The sequence below is a fragment of the Hydrophilobacter chitinilyticus genome (genome assembly GCF_049860745.1).
GTDB lineage: Bacteria > Pseudomonadota > Gammaproteobacteria > Burkholderiales > Burkholderiaceae_C > Rhodoferax_B.
On the sequence record NZ_CP187561.1, the window covers coordinates 4513574 to 4532006 of the forward strand.

The 18433-nt window shown below is 60.3% G+C and carries 18 protein-coding genes; 1 reads left to right on the top strand and 17 read right to left on the bottom strand.

The genetic code is table 11. The features are described from left to right. Positions 1-7: 7 nt before the first annotated feature. The 17 genes from ACPWMG_RS20045 to rpsB form a co-directional block, all read right to left on the bottom strand. A complete protein-coding gene (locus tag ACPWMG_RS20045) occupies positions 8-1381 on the bottom strand; it encodes a hypothetical protein (protein ID WP_483301246.1) in 1374 nt (457 codons plus the stop codon). Between the two features lie 184 nt (positions 1382-1565). Further along, the gene (locus tag ACPWMG_RS20050; protein ID WP_483301247.1) at positions 1566-2342 is read right to left on the bottom strand and encodes a TrmH family RNA methyltransferase; all 777 of its coding nucleotides are present in this window, start codon (positions 2340-2342) and stop codon (positions 1566-1568) included. Then, positions 2339-2956 carry a ribonuclease HII gene (gene rnhB / locus ACPWMG_RS20055; protein ID WP_483301248.1) on the bottom strand — a complete coding sequence of 206 codons (618 nt, stop codon included), beginning with the start codon at positions 2954-2956 and terminating at the stop codon, positions 2339-2341. The genes ACPWMG_RS20050 and rnhB overlap by 4 nt, the downstream gene beginning before the upstream one ends. Beyond that, positions 2928-4100: a lipid-A-disaccharide synthase gene (gene lpxB, locus ACPWMG_RS20060; protein WP_483301249.1), complete on the bottom strand. Its 1173-nt coding sequence runs from the start codon at positions 4098-4100 to the stop codon at positions 2928-2930. The genes rnhB and lpxB overlap by 29 nt, the downstream gene beginning before the upstream one ends. Continuing rightward, positions 4100-4888: an acyl-ACP--UDP-N-acetylglucosamine O-acyltransferase gene (gene lpxA / locus ACPWMG_RS20065; protein WP_483301250.1), complete on the bottom strand. Its 789-nt coding sequence runs from the start codon at positions 4886-4888 to the stop codon at positions 4100-4102. Before lpxA ends, lpxB begins: the two co-directional genes overlap by 1 nt. A 10-nt stretch (positions 4889-4898) precedes the next feature. Then, a complete protein-coding gene (gene fabZ, locus ACPWMG_RS20070; protein WP_483301251.1) occupies positions 4899-5342 on the bottom strand; it encodes a 3-hydroxyacyl-ACP dehydratase FabZ in 444 nt (147 codons plus the stop codon). Next, complete coding sequence (gene lpxD, locus ACPWMG_RS20075; RefSeq protein ID WP_483301253.1) at positions 5339-6328, bottom strand: UDP-3-O-(3-hydroxymyristoyl)glucosamine N-acyltransferase; 990 nt, start codon at positions 6326-6328, stop codon at positions 5339-5341. Before lpxD ends, fabZ begins: the two co-directional genes overlap by 4 nt. Before the next feature lie 151 nt (positions 6329-6479). Beyond that, entirely contained in the window at positions 6480-7007 is a 528-nt protein-coding gene (locus ACPWMG_RS20080; protein ID WP_483301254.1) for an OmpH/Skp family outer membrane protein, read from the bottom strand. After that, on the bottom strand, positions 7007-9304 hold the full coding sequence (gene bamA, locus ACPWMG_RS20085; protein ID WP_483301255.1) for an outer membrane protein assembly factor BamA: 2298 nt from the start codon (positions 9302-9304) through the stop codon (positions 7007-7009). Before bamA ends, ACPWMG_RS20080 begins: the two co-directional genes overlap by 1 nt. 44 nt (positions 9305-9348) lie before the next feature. Further along, positions 9349-10722, bottom strand: coding sequence for an RIP metalloprotease RseP (gene rseP / locus ACPWMG_RS20090; RefSeq protein WP_483301256.1), 1374 nt, complete (start codon positions 10720-10722; stop codon positions 9349-9351). Positions 10723-10744: 22 nt separating this feature from the next. Continuing rightward, positions 10745-11935, bottom strand: coding sequence for a 1-deoxy-D-xylulose-5-phosphate reductoisomerase (gene ispC, locus ACPWMG_RS20095; protein WP_483301257.1), 1191 nt, complete (start codon positions 11933-11935; stop codon positions 10745-10747). Between the two features lie 10 nt (positions 11936-11945). After that, positions 11946-12797, bottom strand: a complete 852-nt coding sequence (locus ACPWMG_RS20100; protein ID WP_483301258.1) for a phosphatidate cytidylyltransferase — start codon at positions 12795-12797, stop codon at positions 11946-11948. Positions 12798-12807: 10 nt separating this feature from the next. Then, positions 12808-13545, bottom strand: coding sequence for a polyprenyl diphosphate synthase (gene uppS, locus ACPWMG_RS20105; RefSeq protein WP_483301259.1), 738 nt, complete (start codon positions 13543-13545; stop codon positions 12808-12810). A 9-nt stretch (positions 13546-13554) separates the two neighbouring features. Beyond that, entirely contained in the window at positions 13555-14115 is a 561-nt protein-coding gene (gene frr / locus ACPWMG_RS20110; RefSeq protein WP_483301260.1) for a ribosome recycling factor, read from the bottom strand. A gap of 59 nt (positions 14116-14174) precedes the next feature. After that, positions 14175-14897 (bottom strand): UMP kinase, encoded by a 723-nt coding sequence (gene pyrH, locus ACPWMG_RS20115; protein ID WP_483301261.1) that lies wholly within the window; start codon positions 14895-14897, stop codon positions 14175-14177. Positions 14898-14997: 100 nt separating this feature from the next. After that, positions 14998-15918, bottom strand: a complete 921-nt coding sequence (tsf, locus tag ACPWMG_RS20120; protein ID WP_483301262.1) for a translation elongation factor Ts — start codon at positions 15916-15918, stop codon at positions 14998-15000. 94 nt (positions 15919-16012) lie between these two features. Continuing rightward, positions 16013-16762, bottom strand: a complete 750-nt coding sequence (gene rpsB, locus ACPWMG_RS20125; RefSeq protein WP_483301263.1) for a 30S ribosomal protein S2 — start codon at positions 16760-16762, stop codon at positions 16013-16015. 270 nt (positions 16763-17032) lie between these two features. On the opposite strand from rpsB, the gene ACPWMG_RS20130 reads away from it, so the two are divergent. Continuing rightward, on the top strand, positions 17033-18418 hold the full coding sequence (locus tag ACPWMG_RS20130; protein WP_483301264.1) for an amidase: 1386 nt from the start codon (positions 17033-17035) through the stop codon (positions 18416-18418). Positions 18419-18433: the final 15 nt, after the last annotated feature.

Consider the following 18433-nt stretch of genomic DNA (forward strand, 5'->3'; position numbering starts at 1 on the left):
CGGTACCTCAGGTCGGCGTTGCGGTGGCTGCCGTTGTCGCGGTAACGGTGGCGGCTGTAGCTGCAGTTGATGTTGGCCGCAGCAGCCAGCGCACTTCTTTGGTTTGCTCGCTGTCGGGGTAGCGGTTCTCCAGCGTCAGCAAAATCTGCTGCGCCACATCGGTCCGGCTCAAGCCCTGCACCAGCACCCGTGCGGCCAACTCGTAGGCCTGCGGAATGGCTTCATGGCCGCGAAAGCGCTTGTCAAAGCCCGACAACAATGCCAGCGTGCCATGGGCGTCCCCGCCGCGCCATTCGGAGCGCGCCATGGCAATCACCATCGCCGGGTCTTCAAGCGCAAAGCCCTTGTCCGCCTCGCGGCAGGTCTTGAACACCTTGAGCGCCTCCGAGGCCAGGTCGCGCCGCATCAGCATGGGGATAAAGCGCTGCGCGTGGTCCAGCATCGTGGTCTTTTTATCGGGCAGCAACGTCAGCACGCGGTGGTAGCGGCGCTGCGCGGCGAGGTCGTCCCAGGCCACGGTGCGCTGCGTTTCGTAGGCAATGCTGAACGCTGCCCCGAGGTCGCCTTCGGCAATGCATTGGGCCACTTCGGCATCCACGCGCTGCGCCGCTATTTGCTCGGGCGTGCGGCGGTCCATGGACGACGCGCCATCCACACCGCCACCGGGCAGCAAGTCGATGCCCAGGGCCTCATGGTGTTGGTACATCACGTAGCCCAACAGGCTGGCCGTGACCCAGCCGAAATAAATGAAGGCGAAGTTGATGATCGGCAATGCAATGCGCCCGTCCATCACCGGCAGCAGCAGCCCAATGGCGATCTGCGCTCCAGCGCTGAGCAAAAAGAGAAAGAAACACAACAACGCATACGGCCAGCCGATGATGCGCATGGTGTCCCACACGTGGCCGGGGTGCATCGCCTGGAAGAAGCTGCACGACTGCACCAGCACGATCACCGCAGCCGGGAAGGTGAACGACACCACGAACAAGCCCAGGGTGCCGAGCCCTGGGTTCAGTTCCACCAGAAAGCCGATCGCAATGCCTTGCACCAAAGAGATCGCAAACAGCTTCCACGGCAGGTTGACCCAGTCCTCGTCCAGCGTGCCCGGAAAGTCGGCCGCGCGCCAAATACCGCGCGAGCCCATGGCCACGATCTTGAAGCCGTAGCGGCTGGCGGCCAGCACAATGCCCAGCTCGATCAGCAAGATCGCCAGCGCATCGGGCAAAAAGAAAATGGCATCGAACAGCAGGCTGCAGAACGCCATCCCCAACCCGTACATCAACGGCTTGGCCTGAAATGGAAAGGCGAAAAAGCTGTTGAGGCGGTGCCAGAACGGCTGCGGGGTTGGTATGTCTGCACCAAAGGTGCTGGCGGAGGACCTCATCGCGCGCCCCCCATTTGGGCGACGCTCAGGCCCCCGAACTGTTGGCGTTGCTCCGCACCCATAGATAGACCGCACGCGCACCGATGGCGCGCGTTCACGTTCACTGCTTGTTGCATATCCCCGCTCCGCGCACGGTGGCGCGCCCGCTCTTTGAAGTTGCGAAGCAGTATACGTTTACAAATGTTTACGTGCGCTGCGTTGCACTGGCGTGCAAACAAATGGCAGCAGCGGCGCCCACGTTGAGGGACTCTTCGCCGCCCGGCTGGGCGATGCGGATGCGCTGCGCGGCCAGCGCTTCCAGTTCAGGCGCCACGCCCTGCCCCTCGTGACCCATCACCCAGGCGCAGGGCCAAGGTAAATCGGCCTGGTGCAGGTAGCTGCCGCCATGCGAGCTGGTGACCAGCAGCGGCAAACGGGTGGCTTGCACCATGGCAAGGTCTGCGCCTTCCACCAAGCGTAAACCGAAGTGTGCGCCCATGCCGGCGCGCAAAACCTTGGGGCTCCAGAGTGCGGCCGTGCCCTTAAGGGCGATGACTTGCTTGTAGCCAAAGGCCGAGGCGCTGCGCAAGATGGAGCCGACGTTGCCGGCGTCTTGCACGCGGTCGAGTACCACCGCAGCCTGGCCATTCATTGGCGCGGCTGCCTCGGGCAAGTCGAGCAGAAAACCCATGCGCGCGGGCGATTCCAAGCCGCTGAGTTCGGCAAACAAGGCATCGGGAACAACTACGAATTTAGGAGCTGCTTGTGCATATTCAACCTGCGCTACAGGCCAAAAAGATTCGCAAAAAACCGCGACCGATGGTTTTTGTCCACGCTGCAATGCGGCACGGCACAGGTGGTCGCCTTCGAGCCATACGCGGCCTTGCTTGCGGTAAGCGGCGCTGTCTTGCGCCAGGCGGCGCAGGTCTTTGAGCAAGGCGTTGTCACGCGCGGTGACGTGGACGATGTTGGAGCTGGTCATAACAGTACCTGCCGCACCGGGCTGAACGTACGGCGGTGCAGCGGGCTGGCACCATGCGCGCGCAGGGCATCCAAATGCGCGGCCGTGCCATAGCCTTTGTGCACTGCAAAGCCGTATTGCGGGTAGTGGGCGTCAACCTCGGCACACCAGCGGTCTCGCGTCACCTTGGCCAAAATCGACGCGGCCGAAATGGCGGGCACCAACGCGTCGCCCTTGACGATGGCCTCGGCCAGCACGCGCAATGTGGGCAGGCGGTTGCCATCGACCAGCACGCGAGCGGGTGTGAGGCGTAGACCTTCTACAGCGCGGCGCATGGCCAGCATGGTGGCCTGCAAGATGTTGAGTTCGTCGATCTCTTCCACGCTGGCTTCGGCCACCGAGCAGCACAAGGCCTTGGCGCGGATTTCGTCAAACAGCGCCTCGCGCCGGGCGGCGGTGAGCTTCTTCGAATCGGCCAGACCGGCAATGGGGTTCAGGTCGTTCAGGATCACGGCTGCCGCCACCACGGGCCCGGCCAGCGGGCCACGCCCGGCCTCGTCCACCCCCGCCATCAGCCCTTGGGCGGACCAGGCGAACGCACTTTGTTCAGGAATGGAGGACTTTCTGGATGGCATCGGTGGCAAGCTGCGCTGTGTCGCGTCGCAGCTCGTGGTGCAACGCAAGAAATTTTTCGTCAAGGGCCGTGATTCTCGCAGACCCACGGGCGCGATCGTCTAGCCATTGCAAAACAGCGTCGGCCAGCGCTTGCGGTGTGGCGGCGTCTTGCAGCAGCTCGGGCACGACAAACTCGCGGCACAAAATATTCGGCAAGCCGACCCAGGGCTGGAGCTGCTTGCGCCGCATCAGCCAGGCCGACAACCAGTGCATGTTGTAGGCGATGACCATGGGCCGCTTGAACAACGCCGCCTCCAGCGTGGCGGTGCCGCTGGCGATCAGCGTCACATCACACGCGGCCAAGACGGTATGCGACTGCCCGGACACGACCAGGATGCGCCCGGTCATGCCAGCGGCGGCCACGTGGGCTTCAATTGCGGCTTGTTGTGCGGGCACGGCGGGCACTACAAATTGAATAGCTGGCTGCGCTTTCAGCATCAGCGCTGCAGCCTCAAAAAACCTTGGGGCCAAGTAGCGGACTTCAGAGCCACGGCTTCCGGGCAGCAAGGCCACCACGGCCCCTTCCAGCGGTAAACCGAGCTTTTCGCGCGCTGCACGTTGGTCGGGCTGCAGCGGGATCACGCTGGCCAGCGGATGGCCAACGTAGGTGGCGGCAATGCCGTTCTTCGCCAGCAGTTCAGGCTCGAACGGAAAGATGCACAACACGTGGTCGGCGCTTTGGCGAATCTTGTGGACGCGCTCTGGGCGCCAGGCCCAGATGGATGGGCAAACAAAGTGCACCGTACGCACACCTTCGGCCTTCAGCCCGGCTTCAAGACCTAGGTTGAAGTCGGGGGCATCCACACCCATGAACACATCTGGCCGCTCGCGCAGCAAACGTTCACGCAGTTGTTTGCGGATGCGCAGCAACTCGCCCACGCGTTTGAAGACTTCAATGCTGTAGCCGTGCACTGCCAGTTTTTCGCTGGGCCAGTGCGCGTCAAAACCGCGTTGGATCATTTGCGGCCCGCCGATGCCACTGGTTTTCAGGTCGGGCCAGCGGGCGCGCAGGCCATCGATGACCAGGCTGGCGAGCAGGTCGCCGGAGGCTTCACCTGCGACCATGGCCACGTGAGACGACTTAGCCTGACCTGGCTCGCTCATCAGCGGGCGATGCCGCGCTCGGCACTAGCCAAAAAGGCGGTCATGGCGGCCACGTCTTCATCGGCTTCGGGCATGCTGCCGGGCAGCGCCGCAATGTCTTCCGTGGCTTGCGCCAGCGTCTTGCCTTCGCGGTACAGCAGCTTGTGCATCTGCTTGATGACGGCCAGGCGTGCGTTGGAAAACCCGCGTCGGCGTAGGCCCACAAGGTTGGTGCCGCGCACGGCCAGTGGGTTTCCATCGACCAGCATGAACGGTGGCACGTCTTGCGACACAGCACTAGCAAAGCCCACCATAGCATGCGCGCCAATCTTCACGAACTGGTGAATGCCGGTGAGGCCGCCCACCGTCACCCAGTCGCCAATCAGCACGTGCCCGGCCAAGGTGGTGTTGTTGGCCATGGTGACGTGGTTGCCCACAATGCAGTCGTGCGCAATGTGGGTGTAGGCCATGATCCAGTTGTCGTCGCCCACACGCGTCACACCGCCGGCCTGGGGCACGCCCAGGTTGAAGGTGCAGAACTCGCGGATGGTATTGCGGTCGCCAATGATCAGCTCGGTAGGTTCACCGGCGTATTTCTTGTCCTGCGGTACCGCACCAATCGAGTTGAATTGGAAGATGCGGCAGTCGCGGCCAATGGTGGTGTGCCCGTCGATGACGCAATGCGGGCCGACGGTGGTGCCGGCGGCGATGCGCACGTGCGGGCCCACCACGGTGTACGGGCCGATCTCAACGCTGCTGTCGATCTCGGCTTTGGCGTCGACTATTGCGGTAGCGTGGATGAGACTCACGCGACGCCCCTTAGGCAATGGTGCGCATCGCGCAGGTCAGTTGGTCCACATCCACCGCCACTTCGTCGCCCACCATGGCGCGCGTCTTGAAGCGGAAGATGCCGGCCTTCATGCGCAGCAGCTCAGCTTCCAGAATCAACTGGTCGCCTGGTTCCACGGGGCGCTTGAAACGTACGCCATCCACACCGGCAAAGTAATACACCGTGTTGCCGCAAGGCGAGGCGTCGAGGGCATGGAAAGCCAACAGCGCGGCGGCCTGGGCCATGGCTTCGAGCATCAACACACCGGGCATCACCGGGCGTTGTGGAAAGTGGCCTTGGAAGAAGGGTTCGTTCATCGTGACGTTTTTCAGCACACGGATGGTCTTGCCTTTTTCGAGGTCGAGCACACGGTCTACCAGCAGGAACGGGTAGCGGTGTGGCAGTTGTTTAAGAATGGTGTGAATGTCCATCATGGTTCTGAATCGCCTTGTTCGTTTCGTTTTTCGAGCGCCCGAATGCGCTCACGCAAGCTGTGCAGATGTTTCAGCGTCGCCGCGTTTTTCTCCCACTTCGCATTTTCGTCGAGTGGGAAGGATCCGCTATAGACCCCGGGTTTTAACAAGGAGCGCGTGACCAGCGTGGTGGCGGTGATGTGCACGCCATCCACCAAGGTCAAATGCCCCACCACACGCGAGGCACCAGCCAGCGTGCAGTAAGCGCCAATGTGCGTGCTGCCGGCAATCGCCGTACAGCCCGCAATGGCCGTGTGTTTGCCGATGTGGACGTTGTGGCCGATCTGGATCAGGTTGTCGAGCTTCACGCCGTCTTCGATCACCGTGTCGCGGATGGCGCCACGGTCGATACAGGTGTTGGCGCCAATCTCCACGTCGTCGCCAATGGTGACGGCGCCGAGTTGCTCGATCTTTTCCCAGGTCTTCTGGAAAGGTGCAAAGCCAAAGCCATCCGCACCGATCACCACGCCCGAATGCAGGATGCCACGGGCGCCAATCACGCACCGCTCGCCCACCGTCACACGCGACTTGAGCACCGTATGGGCGCCAATGCGCGCACCGCGCTCCACTACACACAGCGGGCCGATGGTGGCCGTCGGGTCGACGACAGCGTCAGCGTCAACCACGGCGCTGGGGTGGATGCCGGGCACTGCGGCTTGGCCGTTTTGACGCGCCCAGAGCTGCGTCAAACGGGCAAAGTACAGGTAGGGGTCGGGGGTGACGATGCAGGCGCCGCGCACACGGGCCGCCTCTTCCATTGCCTCCCCCACAATGACACAGGCCGCCCGGGAGGCGGCCAGTTGTTGCCGGTACTTGGGGTTGCTTAAGAAGGTCAGTTCACCTGGCCCCGCATCACCCAGAGGCGCCAGCGCTTGAATGAGCACATCGGGGTCTCCGTGAAGAGTCCCACCGAGGCTGTCGACGATGCTTTTGAGTTGCAATGCCATTCGGTAAAGGGATAAGGGCCCAAGAGACCGTTGAAGAGGCAATTACCCGACGCTAAAGCTCGGGCCTTAGCGTCGGGTGTTTCTCGCGCGATGATCACTCTTGATCACACCACGCGCTTTGTGACAGCAGCAGCGCTGTCAACAATGGCGTTTACTTGACGCCGTTGGCACCGTTCAGCGCCTTCAACACCTTGTCGGTGATGTCGTGCTTGGGGTTGATGTACACGGCTTCTTGCAACACAGCGTCGTACTTTTCAGCTTCGGCCACCTGGCGGATCACGCGGTTGGCCTTTTCCAGCACTTGTTGCAGTTCTTCGTTTTTACGCGAGTTCAGGTCTTCCTGGAATTCGCGGCGCTTGCGCTGGAAGTCACGGTCTTGTTCGACCAGTTGCTTCTGGCGTGCTACACGTTGGCTTTCGGCCAGCGTAGGCGCTTCACGTTCAAACTTTTCCGAGGCGCTTTTCAAGGCCGCGCCGGTGTCGCTCAAATCCTTATCGCGCTTGGAGAATTCTTGCTCCAGCTTGGATTGCGCGGCCTTGGCAGCGCTCGACTCGCGGAAGATGCGGTCAGTATTGACGAAGCCGATACGGAAATCTTCAGCCTGGGCATGCACCTGTGCCGACAACCCCATCACGCCGACGATTGCAGCCAGCCAGCATTGACGTAGAAATTTCTTCATTAGAACGATGTACCTATTTGGAATTGCAGTTTCTGGATTCTATCCCCTGGGAATTTCTTCACGGGCTGGGCGTAAGCCAAGCGCAAAGGTCCCACGGGGGAAATCCAGCTCAGACCGACGCCGACGGATGCACGCACCATCGACAAGTCGAACTTTTCGTTTTCGCCGTACACGTTGCCTGCATCGGCAAAGCCGAACAGCCGCAGCGTACGGTCATTGCCCGCGCCTGGGAACGGCACGAACATTTCAGCGTTCAGGTTGAACTTCTTCGAGCCGCCGATCGACGAACCGGTCACATCGCGTGGGCCCAGGGTGCCCTGGTCAAAACCACGCACCGAACCCAGACCACCGCCATAGAAGTTCTTGAACACAGGGAACGGATCACCGCTCAGCCCCTTACCGTAGCCGAACTCGCTGTTCAAGGCCAAGGTGTACAGCTTGCTCAGCGCCACATATTGTTGGAACTGGTAGTTCGCCTTGACGTAGTTGGCGTCACCGATCAAGCCGAGTTCGCTGCTGAAGCGCTGAAAGCGGCCGGCCGTTGGCGCCAAGGTGCTGTCACGGTCGTCGCGCGACCAGCCAATGGTGAACGGCAAGTTGGTGCTCTTGTAGCCGAACTGTTCGGCATAGGCCAGGTAAGCAGCAGGAATGTTGGTTCCCGGCTTGATGGTCGTGCTCTCCAATGCGGTACCGAAATACACCGTATCGGTTTCGCTGAACGGCACACCAAAACGCAAGCCCAAACCTTCGGTCACCAATTGGTAGTCACCGCCCTGGTCGTTGTAAGGACGCTGCGAACGGTGGTAGATGTCCAATGCGCGCGAAATGCCGTCGTTGGTGAAGTACGGGTCAATCGAGCTGAACACGATGGTGCGGTTGTACTTGCTGGTGTTGACTTCAAAGCCCAGGTAGTTACCGGAGCCGAAAGCGTTTTCCTGCTTCAAGCTGAAAGACAGCGACAGCTTTTCGGCGCTGGAGAAACCAGCACCCAGTTGCACGCTACCGGTTGGCTTTTCTTCGACATTCAATTGCACGTCGACTTGGTCGGGTGAGCCCGGTACGTCCTGCGTTTCAATGCCGACTTCCTTGAAGTAGCCCAGGCGGTCCACACGGTCACGTGACAGCTTGATCTTGTCGCCGTCGTACCAGGAGGCTTCGTATTGACGGAACTCGCGGCGGATCACTTCGTCACGGGTGCGCGAGTTGCCGGCAATGTTCACACGACGCACATAGGCGCGGCGCGATGGGTTGGCCTGCAACACCAAAGCCACTTGGTTGGTCGCACGATCGATATCGGTACGCGCCTCAACCGTGGCAAAGGCAAAGCCAAAGCTGCCAAAGTAATCTTTAAAAGCCTTGACGGTGCTGGTCACCGAATCAGCGTTGTAAGGCTGGCCGGGCTTGATGGTGATAAGCGACTTGAACTCATCTTCTTTGCCCAGGAAGTTGCCTTCGACCTTGACGCCGGACACTACAAAACGCTCACCTTCGGTGATGTTCAACGTGACCGCAATGTCTTCCTTGTCTGGAGAAATCGCCACCTGGGTGGAGTCGACCTTGAATTCCAGATAGCCACGCGACAGATAGTACGAACGCAGCGTTTCAATGTCGGCATTGAGTTTGGCGCGCGAGTACCGATCGGACTTGGTGTACCAGCTCAGCCAGCCCCCGGTATCCAGTTCAAACAAGCCAAGCAAGGTGGAGGTGCTGAAGGCTTTGTTGCCCACCACACGGATCTCGGTGATCTTGGCCGGCTCACCTTCGGTGATCGTGAACGTGACGTTGACGCGGTTGCGCTCGATCGGCGTGACCGTGGTGACCACTTGGGCGCCGTACAAACTCTTATTGATGTATTGGCGCTTGAGTTCTTGCTCAGCGCGGTCAGCCAATGCCTTGTCGAAGGGACGGCCTTCGGTCAAACCGACATCACGCATGGCTTTTTTCAGAACGTCTTTGTCGAACTCTTTGGAGCCCGCAAATTCAACGTCGGCCACCGTGGGACGCTCTTCGACGATCACCACCAGCACATCGCCGTTGGTTTCCAGGCGCACGTCCTTGAACAGGCCCAATGCGAACAGCGCACGGATGGCTGCCGAGCCTTGCTCGTCGTTGTAGGTATCGCCCACACGGAACGGCAGCGAAGCAAACACGGTACCGGGCTCGACGCGTTGCAGGCCTTCAATACGGATGTCGCGCACGGCAAAAGGGTCCACTGCCCAGGCAACGTTGGTGGCGAATAGCAAGGCCAGAGTCGCGCTCAACGCCCGTAGGCGATAACTTTTTGAATGATTGTTCATGAATAGTGGTTTGCCAAACTCGCGTAACAGCACATGGCGTGCAGTTAACCAAAAATACGGGTGACGTCGTTAAAAAACGCGATGGACATCATCACCAGGAGAATCGCAACGCCACCGCGCTGCAGCCGCTCCATCCATGCGTCGGACACGCCCCTGCCTGTCACCGCCTCCCAAAGATAATACATCAGGTGCCCACCATCGAGGACAGGCAACGGCAGCAGATTGAGCACGCCGAGGCTGACACTGATGAGCGCCAGAAAGGTGAGGTATTGTGACAGGCCCATCTGCGCAGATTTGCCGGCGTAGTCAGCAATCGTAAGAGGTCCACTTAAATTCTTGAGTGAAGCTTCACCGATGACCATCTTGCCCATCATGCGCAAGGTGAGCACCGAGATATCCCATGTACGCACAGCACCGTTCCACAGGCCTTCGAACAGGCCATAGTCCACGGTGACCATTTCTGGCGGCGCCCCCACGAAGGCACCGATACGGCCAAAAGCTTTGCCGTCTTGTTTTTGAACGTCGGGCGTCACCTGCAATTGCTGTTGCACGCCGCCACGCACCACCGTCCAGGTTTGCGCCACAGGCTGGTCGCCATTGACTGACGCCCGCACGGTTTCGCGCAGTTGCTGGCCATCCACGATGCGGGTCGCGCCCACTTGCTGCACTTCATCACCTGGCTGGAGGCCGTCACGTGCAGCAGCACCATCGGCCACCAAGCTGCCAATAAGCGGTTTGGTCCATGGCGAGAGGATACCGATGCGGCGGAACAGGGCCGCATCCGGCTCGGGACTTTGAATGACGCTCAGCGGCAAAACGATCTCGCGTGCCGCACTGGTTGCCGCAGCACCGCCAGGGCGAGCCACCTCCAAGCGAACGTTTTCACCATCGAGCGCACCACGTGTGAGACGCCAGCGCAAGTCGTCGAACGAACGCACCTCGTCCAGCGCATCGTCGCCATTGGCGGCACGCAACACGACTTCTCCACCAACCAGGCCTGCTTTCTCGGCCAACGAGCCTGCCACAGGGCTCGCCAGCACGGCGCGCGGTTCGTCGACACCACTCCAGTTCACCATCGCGTAAAGCAGCGTGGCCAACAACAGATTGGCGATGGGGCCGGCGGCCACAATGAAAGCACGTGAGCGCAAGGGTTGGGTATTGAAGGCCAGGTGGCGTTCTTCGGCCGCAACCGGCGCTTCGCGTTCGTCGAGCATCTTCACGTAGCCGCCCAGCGGGAACAGGCTCAAGGCAAACTCGGTGGGCGAGCCCTTGGGCGTCCATGAGTAGACAACTTTGCCAAACCCTACAGAAAAACGCAGTACCTTTACACCACAGGCCACGGCCGCACGGTAATGGCCGTACTCATGCACTGCAATCAACAAGGCCAGGGCCGCTAAAAACGCCAATAAGGTCAACATGCTGGGGCCCTCTTCAACACCACTAGTGGGCGAGTCCTGCAACCAACTGCTGCGCGGTTGCGCGGGATTGCGCATCCAAGGCCAGCAGGTCGTCCAGGCTTGTGGGCTTGGAGGGCACCACCGCCTCTAAAGTTGCAAGATTGACATGGTGGATTTGGTCGAAACGGATGCGCCGATCCAAAAACGCGGCCACGCCGATCTCGTTGGCCGCGTTCAGCACCGCACACGTACCCGACGGACCACGCAGGCTGTCCCAGGCCAATTGCAGGCCGGGGAAGCGTGCGCGGTGCTCGGGCATGTCAAAGGACTCAAACGTCATGGCCGCCAAGCTGCGGAAATCCAGCGGTGCCGCACCTGACGTAATGCGTTCGGGCCAACCTAGGCCATAGGCAATCGGCACACGCATGTCGGGCGTGCCGAGCTGCGCCACCACCGATGTGTCGCGGTACTGCACCATCGAGTGGATCACACTTTGCGGGTGGATCACCACCTCCAAAGCTTCGGGCGGCAGGCCAAACAGATAACGTGCTTCAATGACTTCAAGCGCCTTGTTCATCATGGTGGCCGAGTCAACCGAGATCTTGCGGCCCATCACCCAGTTGGGATGGGCACAAGCTTGCTCGGGCGTGACGGTGCGCAAATCGGTAGGCGCCCATGTGCGGAACGGGCCGCCAGACGCTGTAAGAATGATTTTCTCCACCCGCTGCGCCCAAGTGGATGGGTCTTCAGGCAGTGACTGAAAAATGGCAGAGTGTTCGCTGTCGATGGGCAACAAGCGGGCGCCACCGGTGCGTACCGCGTCCATGAATACGTCGCCGCCAACCACAAGCGCTTCTTTGTTGGCCAGCAACAAACGCTTGCCCGCGCGAGCGGCAGCCAGGCACGGTGCCAAACCTGCTGCGCCGACGATGGAGCCCATCAACACATCAACCTGCTCGTGCGAAGCTATCGTTTCAAGAGCATCTTGCGCAATCAGAACAACCGTTTCAAGCCCATTTTGCTTAATCTTTTCAGCCAACTGATGCGCATGCGGTTCGCTGGCCATCACGGCAAACCGAGGCTTGTAGGCGGCGCACTGCTGCAGCAGCAGCTCAACCTGCGTGGCGGCGCTCAGCGCAAAAACTTCGTACTGATCCAGGTGGCGCGACACCACGTCCAACGTGTTGGCACCCACTGAACCCGTGGAGCCCAAGATGGTCAGGCGTTGCTTCATATCCAAAACTTCATGCCACAAAGGCGTACAACATCATCGCAAGGGGTACGGTGGGCAGCAGCGCATCGACGCGATCCAGCACACCACCGTGGCCGGGCAGCAGATTGCTGCTGTCTTTGACGCCAGCACTGCGCTTGATCAGCGACTCGACCAGATCCCCCACCACACTCATGGCTGCCAGAAAGACGACAGCCAAGATCAGCAACAGCCAATTGGCCGATGCCAGCCGCGAATACAAGCTCGGGCTCGCGGCTTGCCAGGCGTGGTCACCCCAGATCCAGCCCAGCGCCAGCAATAGCACTCCCGCCATGCCGCCCCACACACCTTCCCAGCTTTTGCCGGGGCTGATGGCGGGCGCCAACTTCACCTTGGTAAAACGCAAACCAAAGGCACGGCCAGCAAAGTAAGCGGCGATATCCGCCACCCACACCAAAACCAAAACCGACAACAAAAAGTTGATGCCAATCACGCGCGCCTGCCCCACCGCCAACCAGGTGAGACACAAGGCCAATAAACCGCCCGCAACACGCAAAGGGCCGGCAATCTGGCTCCAACCATCGACACCACGCTTGATCAGACCAGCGCCGACTAGCACCCAAAGGGCACCGACCGGTAGCCACAAGCGAACGCTTGGTTTTTCAAGCCAGCCGCCCTGCCAAAGCCCGGCGCAGATCAGGACAGCCACAAGCGCCAACGTCCACGAAGCACCACCCCCGAGCTTGTTCAGCCGGCCCCACTCCCAGGCACCAGCACCGATCAGCACCAGAATCAACAGACAGAAAGGCTCAGGCGAGGGATAAGCCAGCGCGGGCAGGAGCACAGCCAACAGAACGATGGCGGTAATGATGCGTTGTTTAAGCATGTAAGTCCGATTAACCGGACGAGGCAGCCCGCGTGGACGCGGCACCAGCGACCTGGCCCGAGGTTTTGCCGAATCGACGCTCGCGCTGCGCGTAGGCCGCAATGGCGCCGTCCAATGCAGCTTCGTCAAATTCTGGCCAAAGCTTGTCCGAGAAATACATCTCGGTATAAGCGCACTGCCACAACAAGAAATTGCTGATGCGGAATTCGCCGCCGGTGCGAATCAGCAAATCGGGATCGGCGCAGTGGGCCAGCGCCATAGCACCATCCAAACTGCGCTCGGTGACAGGTTCGCCAGCAGCGACCAGCTTGCGTGCAGCCTGCGCGATGTCCCAGCGGCCACCGTAATTGAAGCAGATGTTGAGTACCAGACGGCCGTTGCCAGCCGTCGCCGCTTCGGCTTGCAGCAAGCCACCACGCACCTTTTCAGACAAAGCCGAAAGCTCGCCGACAAAATGCAGTTGCACACCGTTGGCATGCAGCTTGGGCACTTCTTTGGCGAGCACGCTCACCATCAGCGACATCAGGCCCGAGACCTCCTCGGCCGGACGGTCCCAGTTTTCTGAAGAAAATGCAAAGACGGTCAAAACACCAATGCCACGGTCCAGGCAAGCCTGGACACAGCGGCGCAGCGACTCCACCCCTTGCCGATGGCCTGCCACACGTGGCAGAAATCGGCGCGTGGCCCAACGGCCGTTGCCATCCATCACGATGGCAATGTGCTTCGGAGCGTTTGAAGAAACGGTCATGAGCGGCTCTTAAACCGCCATCAGTTCTTGTTCCTTGGCCGTGACGAGTTGGTCGATCGCCACAATGTGCTTGTCGGTGATCTTCTGCACTTCGGCTTCGGCGCGCTTTTGGTCGTCTTCGGAGGCGAGCTTGTCTTTCACCAGTTTCTTGACGGCTTCGTTCGCGTCACGGCGCAGGTTACGCACAGCCACCTTGGCGTTTTCGCCTTCGCCACGCACCACCTTGGTCAATTCCTTGCGGCGCTCTTCGGTCATGGCCGGCATCGGCACGCGGATCAGTTCGCCCATCGACGATGGATTCAAGCCCAGGTCGCTGTCGCGAATGGCTTTTTCAATCTTGGCGCCCATGCCCTTTTCCCACGGCTGCACGCTGATCGTGCGCGCGTCGAGCAAAGAGACGTTGGCGACTTGGGTGATCGGCACCATGGAGCCGTAGTAGTCGACCTGCACGGAGTCCAGCAAAGCTGGGTTGGCGCGGCCAGTACGGATTTTGGTCAGGTTGTTCTTGAAAGCGTTGATGGATTGGTCCATCTTGGCTTCCATCGTGCTGCGAATTTCGGCAATCGTCATGTTTCTTCCTCAAATGGTCGGCACACCGGCCCGCCATCTGGCGCGACGGGTGCACAAACTCAAGCGTAAACCAGGGTTCCTTCGTCTTCACCCATCACCACGCGCTTCAGAGCGCCGTGTTTGTTGATGGAGAACACCCGAATCGGCAGCTTCTGGTCGCGGCACAGCGCAAAGGCTGCGGCGTCCATAATGCCCAGATTCTTCGAGATCGCTTCGTCGAAGGAAATCTTGGCATAACGCGTGGCCGATGGGTCCTTGTTGGGATCGGCGGAATAGACGCCGTCCACTTTGGTGGCTTTGAGCACCAACTCAGCACCGATCTCTGCGCCGCGCAAAGCAGCCGCCGTATCGGTGGTGAAAAATGGGTTGCCGGTACCGGCAGCAAACACCACGACCTTGCCCTCTTCGAGGTACTGCAAGGCCTTGGGGCGAACATAGGGTTCGACCACTTGGTCGATGTTGATGGCGGACATCACACGGGCCACCAAACCAGCGTGGTTCATGGTGTCGGCCAAGGCCAGCGCATTCATCACGGTGGCCAGCATGCCCATGTAGTCGGCCGTGGCGCGGTCCATACCGGTGGCACCGCCCGCGACACCGCGGAAGATATTGCCACCGCCGATGACCACAGCCACCTCTACGCCCAGACGGGTCACTTCAGCCACTTCTTCCACCATGCGCACGATGGTGGCGCGGTTGATGCCGAACTGGTCATCCCCCATCAGCGCCTCTCCAGACAGCTTGAGCAAAATTCGCTTGTGCGCTGGCTGCGGATTGGTCATGAGGGACTCCTTGATTGACTGTGGGCTGGAAATAGAGATGTTATCGGCAAAACGCGATCCGTCGATGACGGATCGCGTTGTTTAGAACGTCGGGACGTTCTTAGGCAGCGGCTTTGGCGGCAGCGACTTGGGCAGCAACTTCGGCAGCAAAGTCGTCAACCTTCTTCTCAATGCCTTCGCCCACCACGTAGAGCGTGAAGCTCTTGACAGTGGTGCCGGCGGCCTTGAGCATTTGCTCAACGGTTTGCTTGTCGTTCTTCACGAAAGCTTGGTTGTGCAGCGACACTTCCTTCAGGTACTTGGCCACGCCGCCTTCGATGCGCTTGGCAACGATATCGGCTGGTTGTGGCTTCTTGCCTTCGGCTTCTGCAGCCTTGCGATCTTCTTCGGCCTTGCCAGCGGCAACAGCACGCTCTTTTTCGATCAGCTCGGCTGGCACGTCAGCGCTGGTCAAAGCCACTGGCTTCATGGCAGCAATGTGCATGGCGGTGTCTTTGGCAGCGGTTTCGTCGCCTTCGAATTCCACCAACACGCCGATACGCGTGCCGTGCAGGTAAGCAGCCAGCTTGTTGCCGCTCAAACGCACAAAGCGACGGAACGTCATGTTTTCGCCGATCTTGCCGATCAAACCCTTGCGCACGTCTTCCAGCGTGGGGCCAAAACCGTCTTGGCTGTAGGCCAGTGCACCCAAAGCAGCCACGTCGGCTGGGTTTTGCTTGGCGATCAGTTCGGCAGCGGCTTGGGCCAACGCCAGGAAGCTATCGTTCTTGGTCACGAAGTCGGTTTCGCAGTTCACTTCGAGCAGCGCACCGGTGTTGCCATCGATGAAGCTGGTGACCACGCCTTCGGCGGTCACGCGCGAGGCGGCCTTGCCAGCCTTGTTGCCCAGCTTGACGCGCAGCAGCTCTTCAGCCTTGCCCAGATCGCCATCGGCTTCGGTCAGGGCTTTCTTGCATTCCATCATGGGGGCGTCGGTGCGGCCGCGCAGTTCTGCGACCATGCTTGCGGTAATAGCAGCCATTTGTATTCTCCGTACTCAAATATTTGAAAGAAACTAAAAAAAAGGGGGCCATGCAGCCCCGCTTTTATCGCGTTTTCACGCGGCGTCCTGGGGCTTAGGCCGCTGCCTCGTTCACTTCCACGAACTCGTCGCTGCTTTCAGCAACAGCCTTGACCACGTCGGTGACGGCGTTGGCGCGGCCTTCGATAATCGCGTCTGCAATGCCGCGTGCGTACAGCGTCACAGCCTTGGAGGAGTCGTCGTTACCTGGAATGATGTAGTCAATACCTTCTGGCGAGTGGTTGGAGTCCACCACACCGATCAGAGGAATGCCCAGCTTGCGTGCTTCTGCCACGGCGATCTTGTGGAAACCAACGTCGATCACGAAGATCGCGTCTGGCAGGGCAGCCATATCTTGGATGCCGCCGATGTCTTTTTCCAGCTTGGCCATTTCGCGAGCAAACATCAGTTGCTCTTTCTTGCTCATGCCTTCGAGGCCAGCTTCTTGCTGGATCTTCATGTCCTTCAAGCGCTTGATCGAGGTCTTGACCGTCTTGAAGTTGGTGAGCATGCCGCCCAACCAACGTTGGTCAACGAAAGGCACGCCAGCGCGAGCGGCTTCGCCAGCCAGGATTTCGCGGGCTTGGCGCTTGGTGCCAACCATCAAAACGGTGCCACGGTTAGCCGTGAGTTGCTTCACGAACTTGGCAGCTTCCTGGAACATCGGCAGCGACTTTTCCAGGTTGATGATGTGAATTTTGTTGCGGTGACCAAAGATGTACGGAGCCATCTTGGGATTCCAGAAGCGGGTTTGGTGACCAAAGTGAACGCCGGCTTCCAGCATTTCGCGCATCGTGACTGACATAGGGAAAACTCCAAAGGTTGGGTCTTAAATACAGTCCGTTATTGCGATATCTTTGTAACCAGACGAAACGGACACACTTGGATATCACCTTGATAGCTTCAAGCGGCGAAACGTTGGCGCAAAAAATGCAACACCTTGAGTGGACTGCTTTGCGATTGTGTTTTTGCGATGTCAAAAAACATTTCAAGAACATTCTCACAAATGCTCTTGACCAATGCTCTTGACTGATCAGCTAAACCCAGGGAGTGTAGCACACCCCAGCCGCCGACCATGATTCCAGACTTGACCGCGACCCGTGAACGCCTGCGCCAGAACACCACCACGCCAACGGCAGAACTCGCGCATTGCGTGACACAGGCCCAGTCGGCAGCCTGCCAGAACGTTTTCCTTAGACCCACATTCGAGAGTACGCAAGCCCAATTGGGTCAACCAGGGCTCAGCGAGACACCGCTGGCCGGCCTGACTTTTTCGGTGAAAGACTTGTTCGACATAGAGGGACAAACCACCCCCGCTGGCTCGCGCATTCTGCAAGACGCCCCGCCCGCCAGTGCCGACTGCCCCGCCGTCGCCCGCCTCAAAGCGGCTGGCGGCACGCTGATCGGGCGCACCAATATGGTGGAATTCGCATTCTCTGGCGTCGGCATCAACCCCCATTTCGGCACGCCAGCCGCATGGGACGGGCGCTACAACATGGCGCCCGGCCCCATCCCCGGTCTGACCAGCCCCAAACCCGCAGTGGCCCGCATTCCGGGCGGATCGTCATCCGGGGCCGCCGTTTCGGTCGCGACCGGCGCGGCATTCATTGGGCTGGGCTCGGACACGGGCGGCTCCATCCGTATTCCAGCCGCACTCAACGGCATCGTGGGCTTTAAGAGCACGGCTCGGCTGGTCCCCACCGAGGGCGCCATTCCGCTGTCGACCACGCTGGACACCGTTTGCGCGATGACACGCACGGTACGCGACGCCGTCGTAGCCCACGAAATCTTGAGCCAACGCGCCGTGCCTCGCAACCCGCGCCGCCTCAAAGGCATACGCTTGGCCGTGGCCGAACACACCATGCTGGACGGGCTGGACCAAACCAACCACCGCGCTTTTGACCGCGCCCTGCAGCGCCTGAGCCAAGCCGGCGCACAAATCGTCAACCTGCGCCTGCACGAGTTGGGCACGTTGCGCGACATGCAGACCACCGGCGGCTTTTCAGCGGCCGAAAGTTACTTCTGGCACCGCCCGCTGCTCAGCCGCGGCCCCTCGGCGCGCGCCAGCTACGACCCGCGCGTCCTCGCCCGCATCGAGCGCGGCGCCCACGTGGCCGCGTTTGAATACATGGAACTGGTGGCCGCACGCGAACGCTGGATCGCCAGCATGACCTCTGCGCTACGCGGCTATGAAGCCGTTTTGTCGCCCACCGTGCCGATCGTCGCGCCGCCGCTGGCCAACCTCGGCCCCGACCCCGCGCACGACGACGCGTTTTTTCGCACCAACGCGTTGCTGCTACGCAACCCCAGCGTGGTCAATATGCTGGACGGCTGCGCACTGTCGCTGCCGTCTCATGCGCCTGACGAATTGCCCACCGGCCTGATGCTCTGGCAGGGAGCGTTACACGACGACGTGATCCTGAACCTCGGCCTGGAGATCGAAACGCTTCTACAATTTTGATAGCTGGTTGCGCAC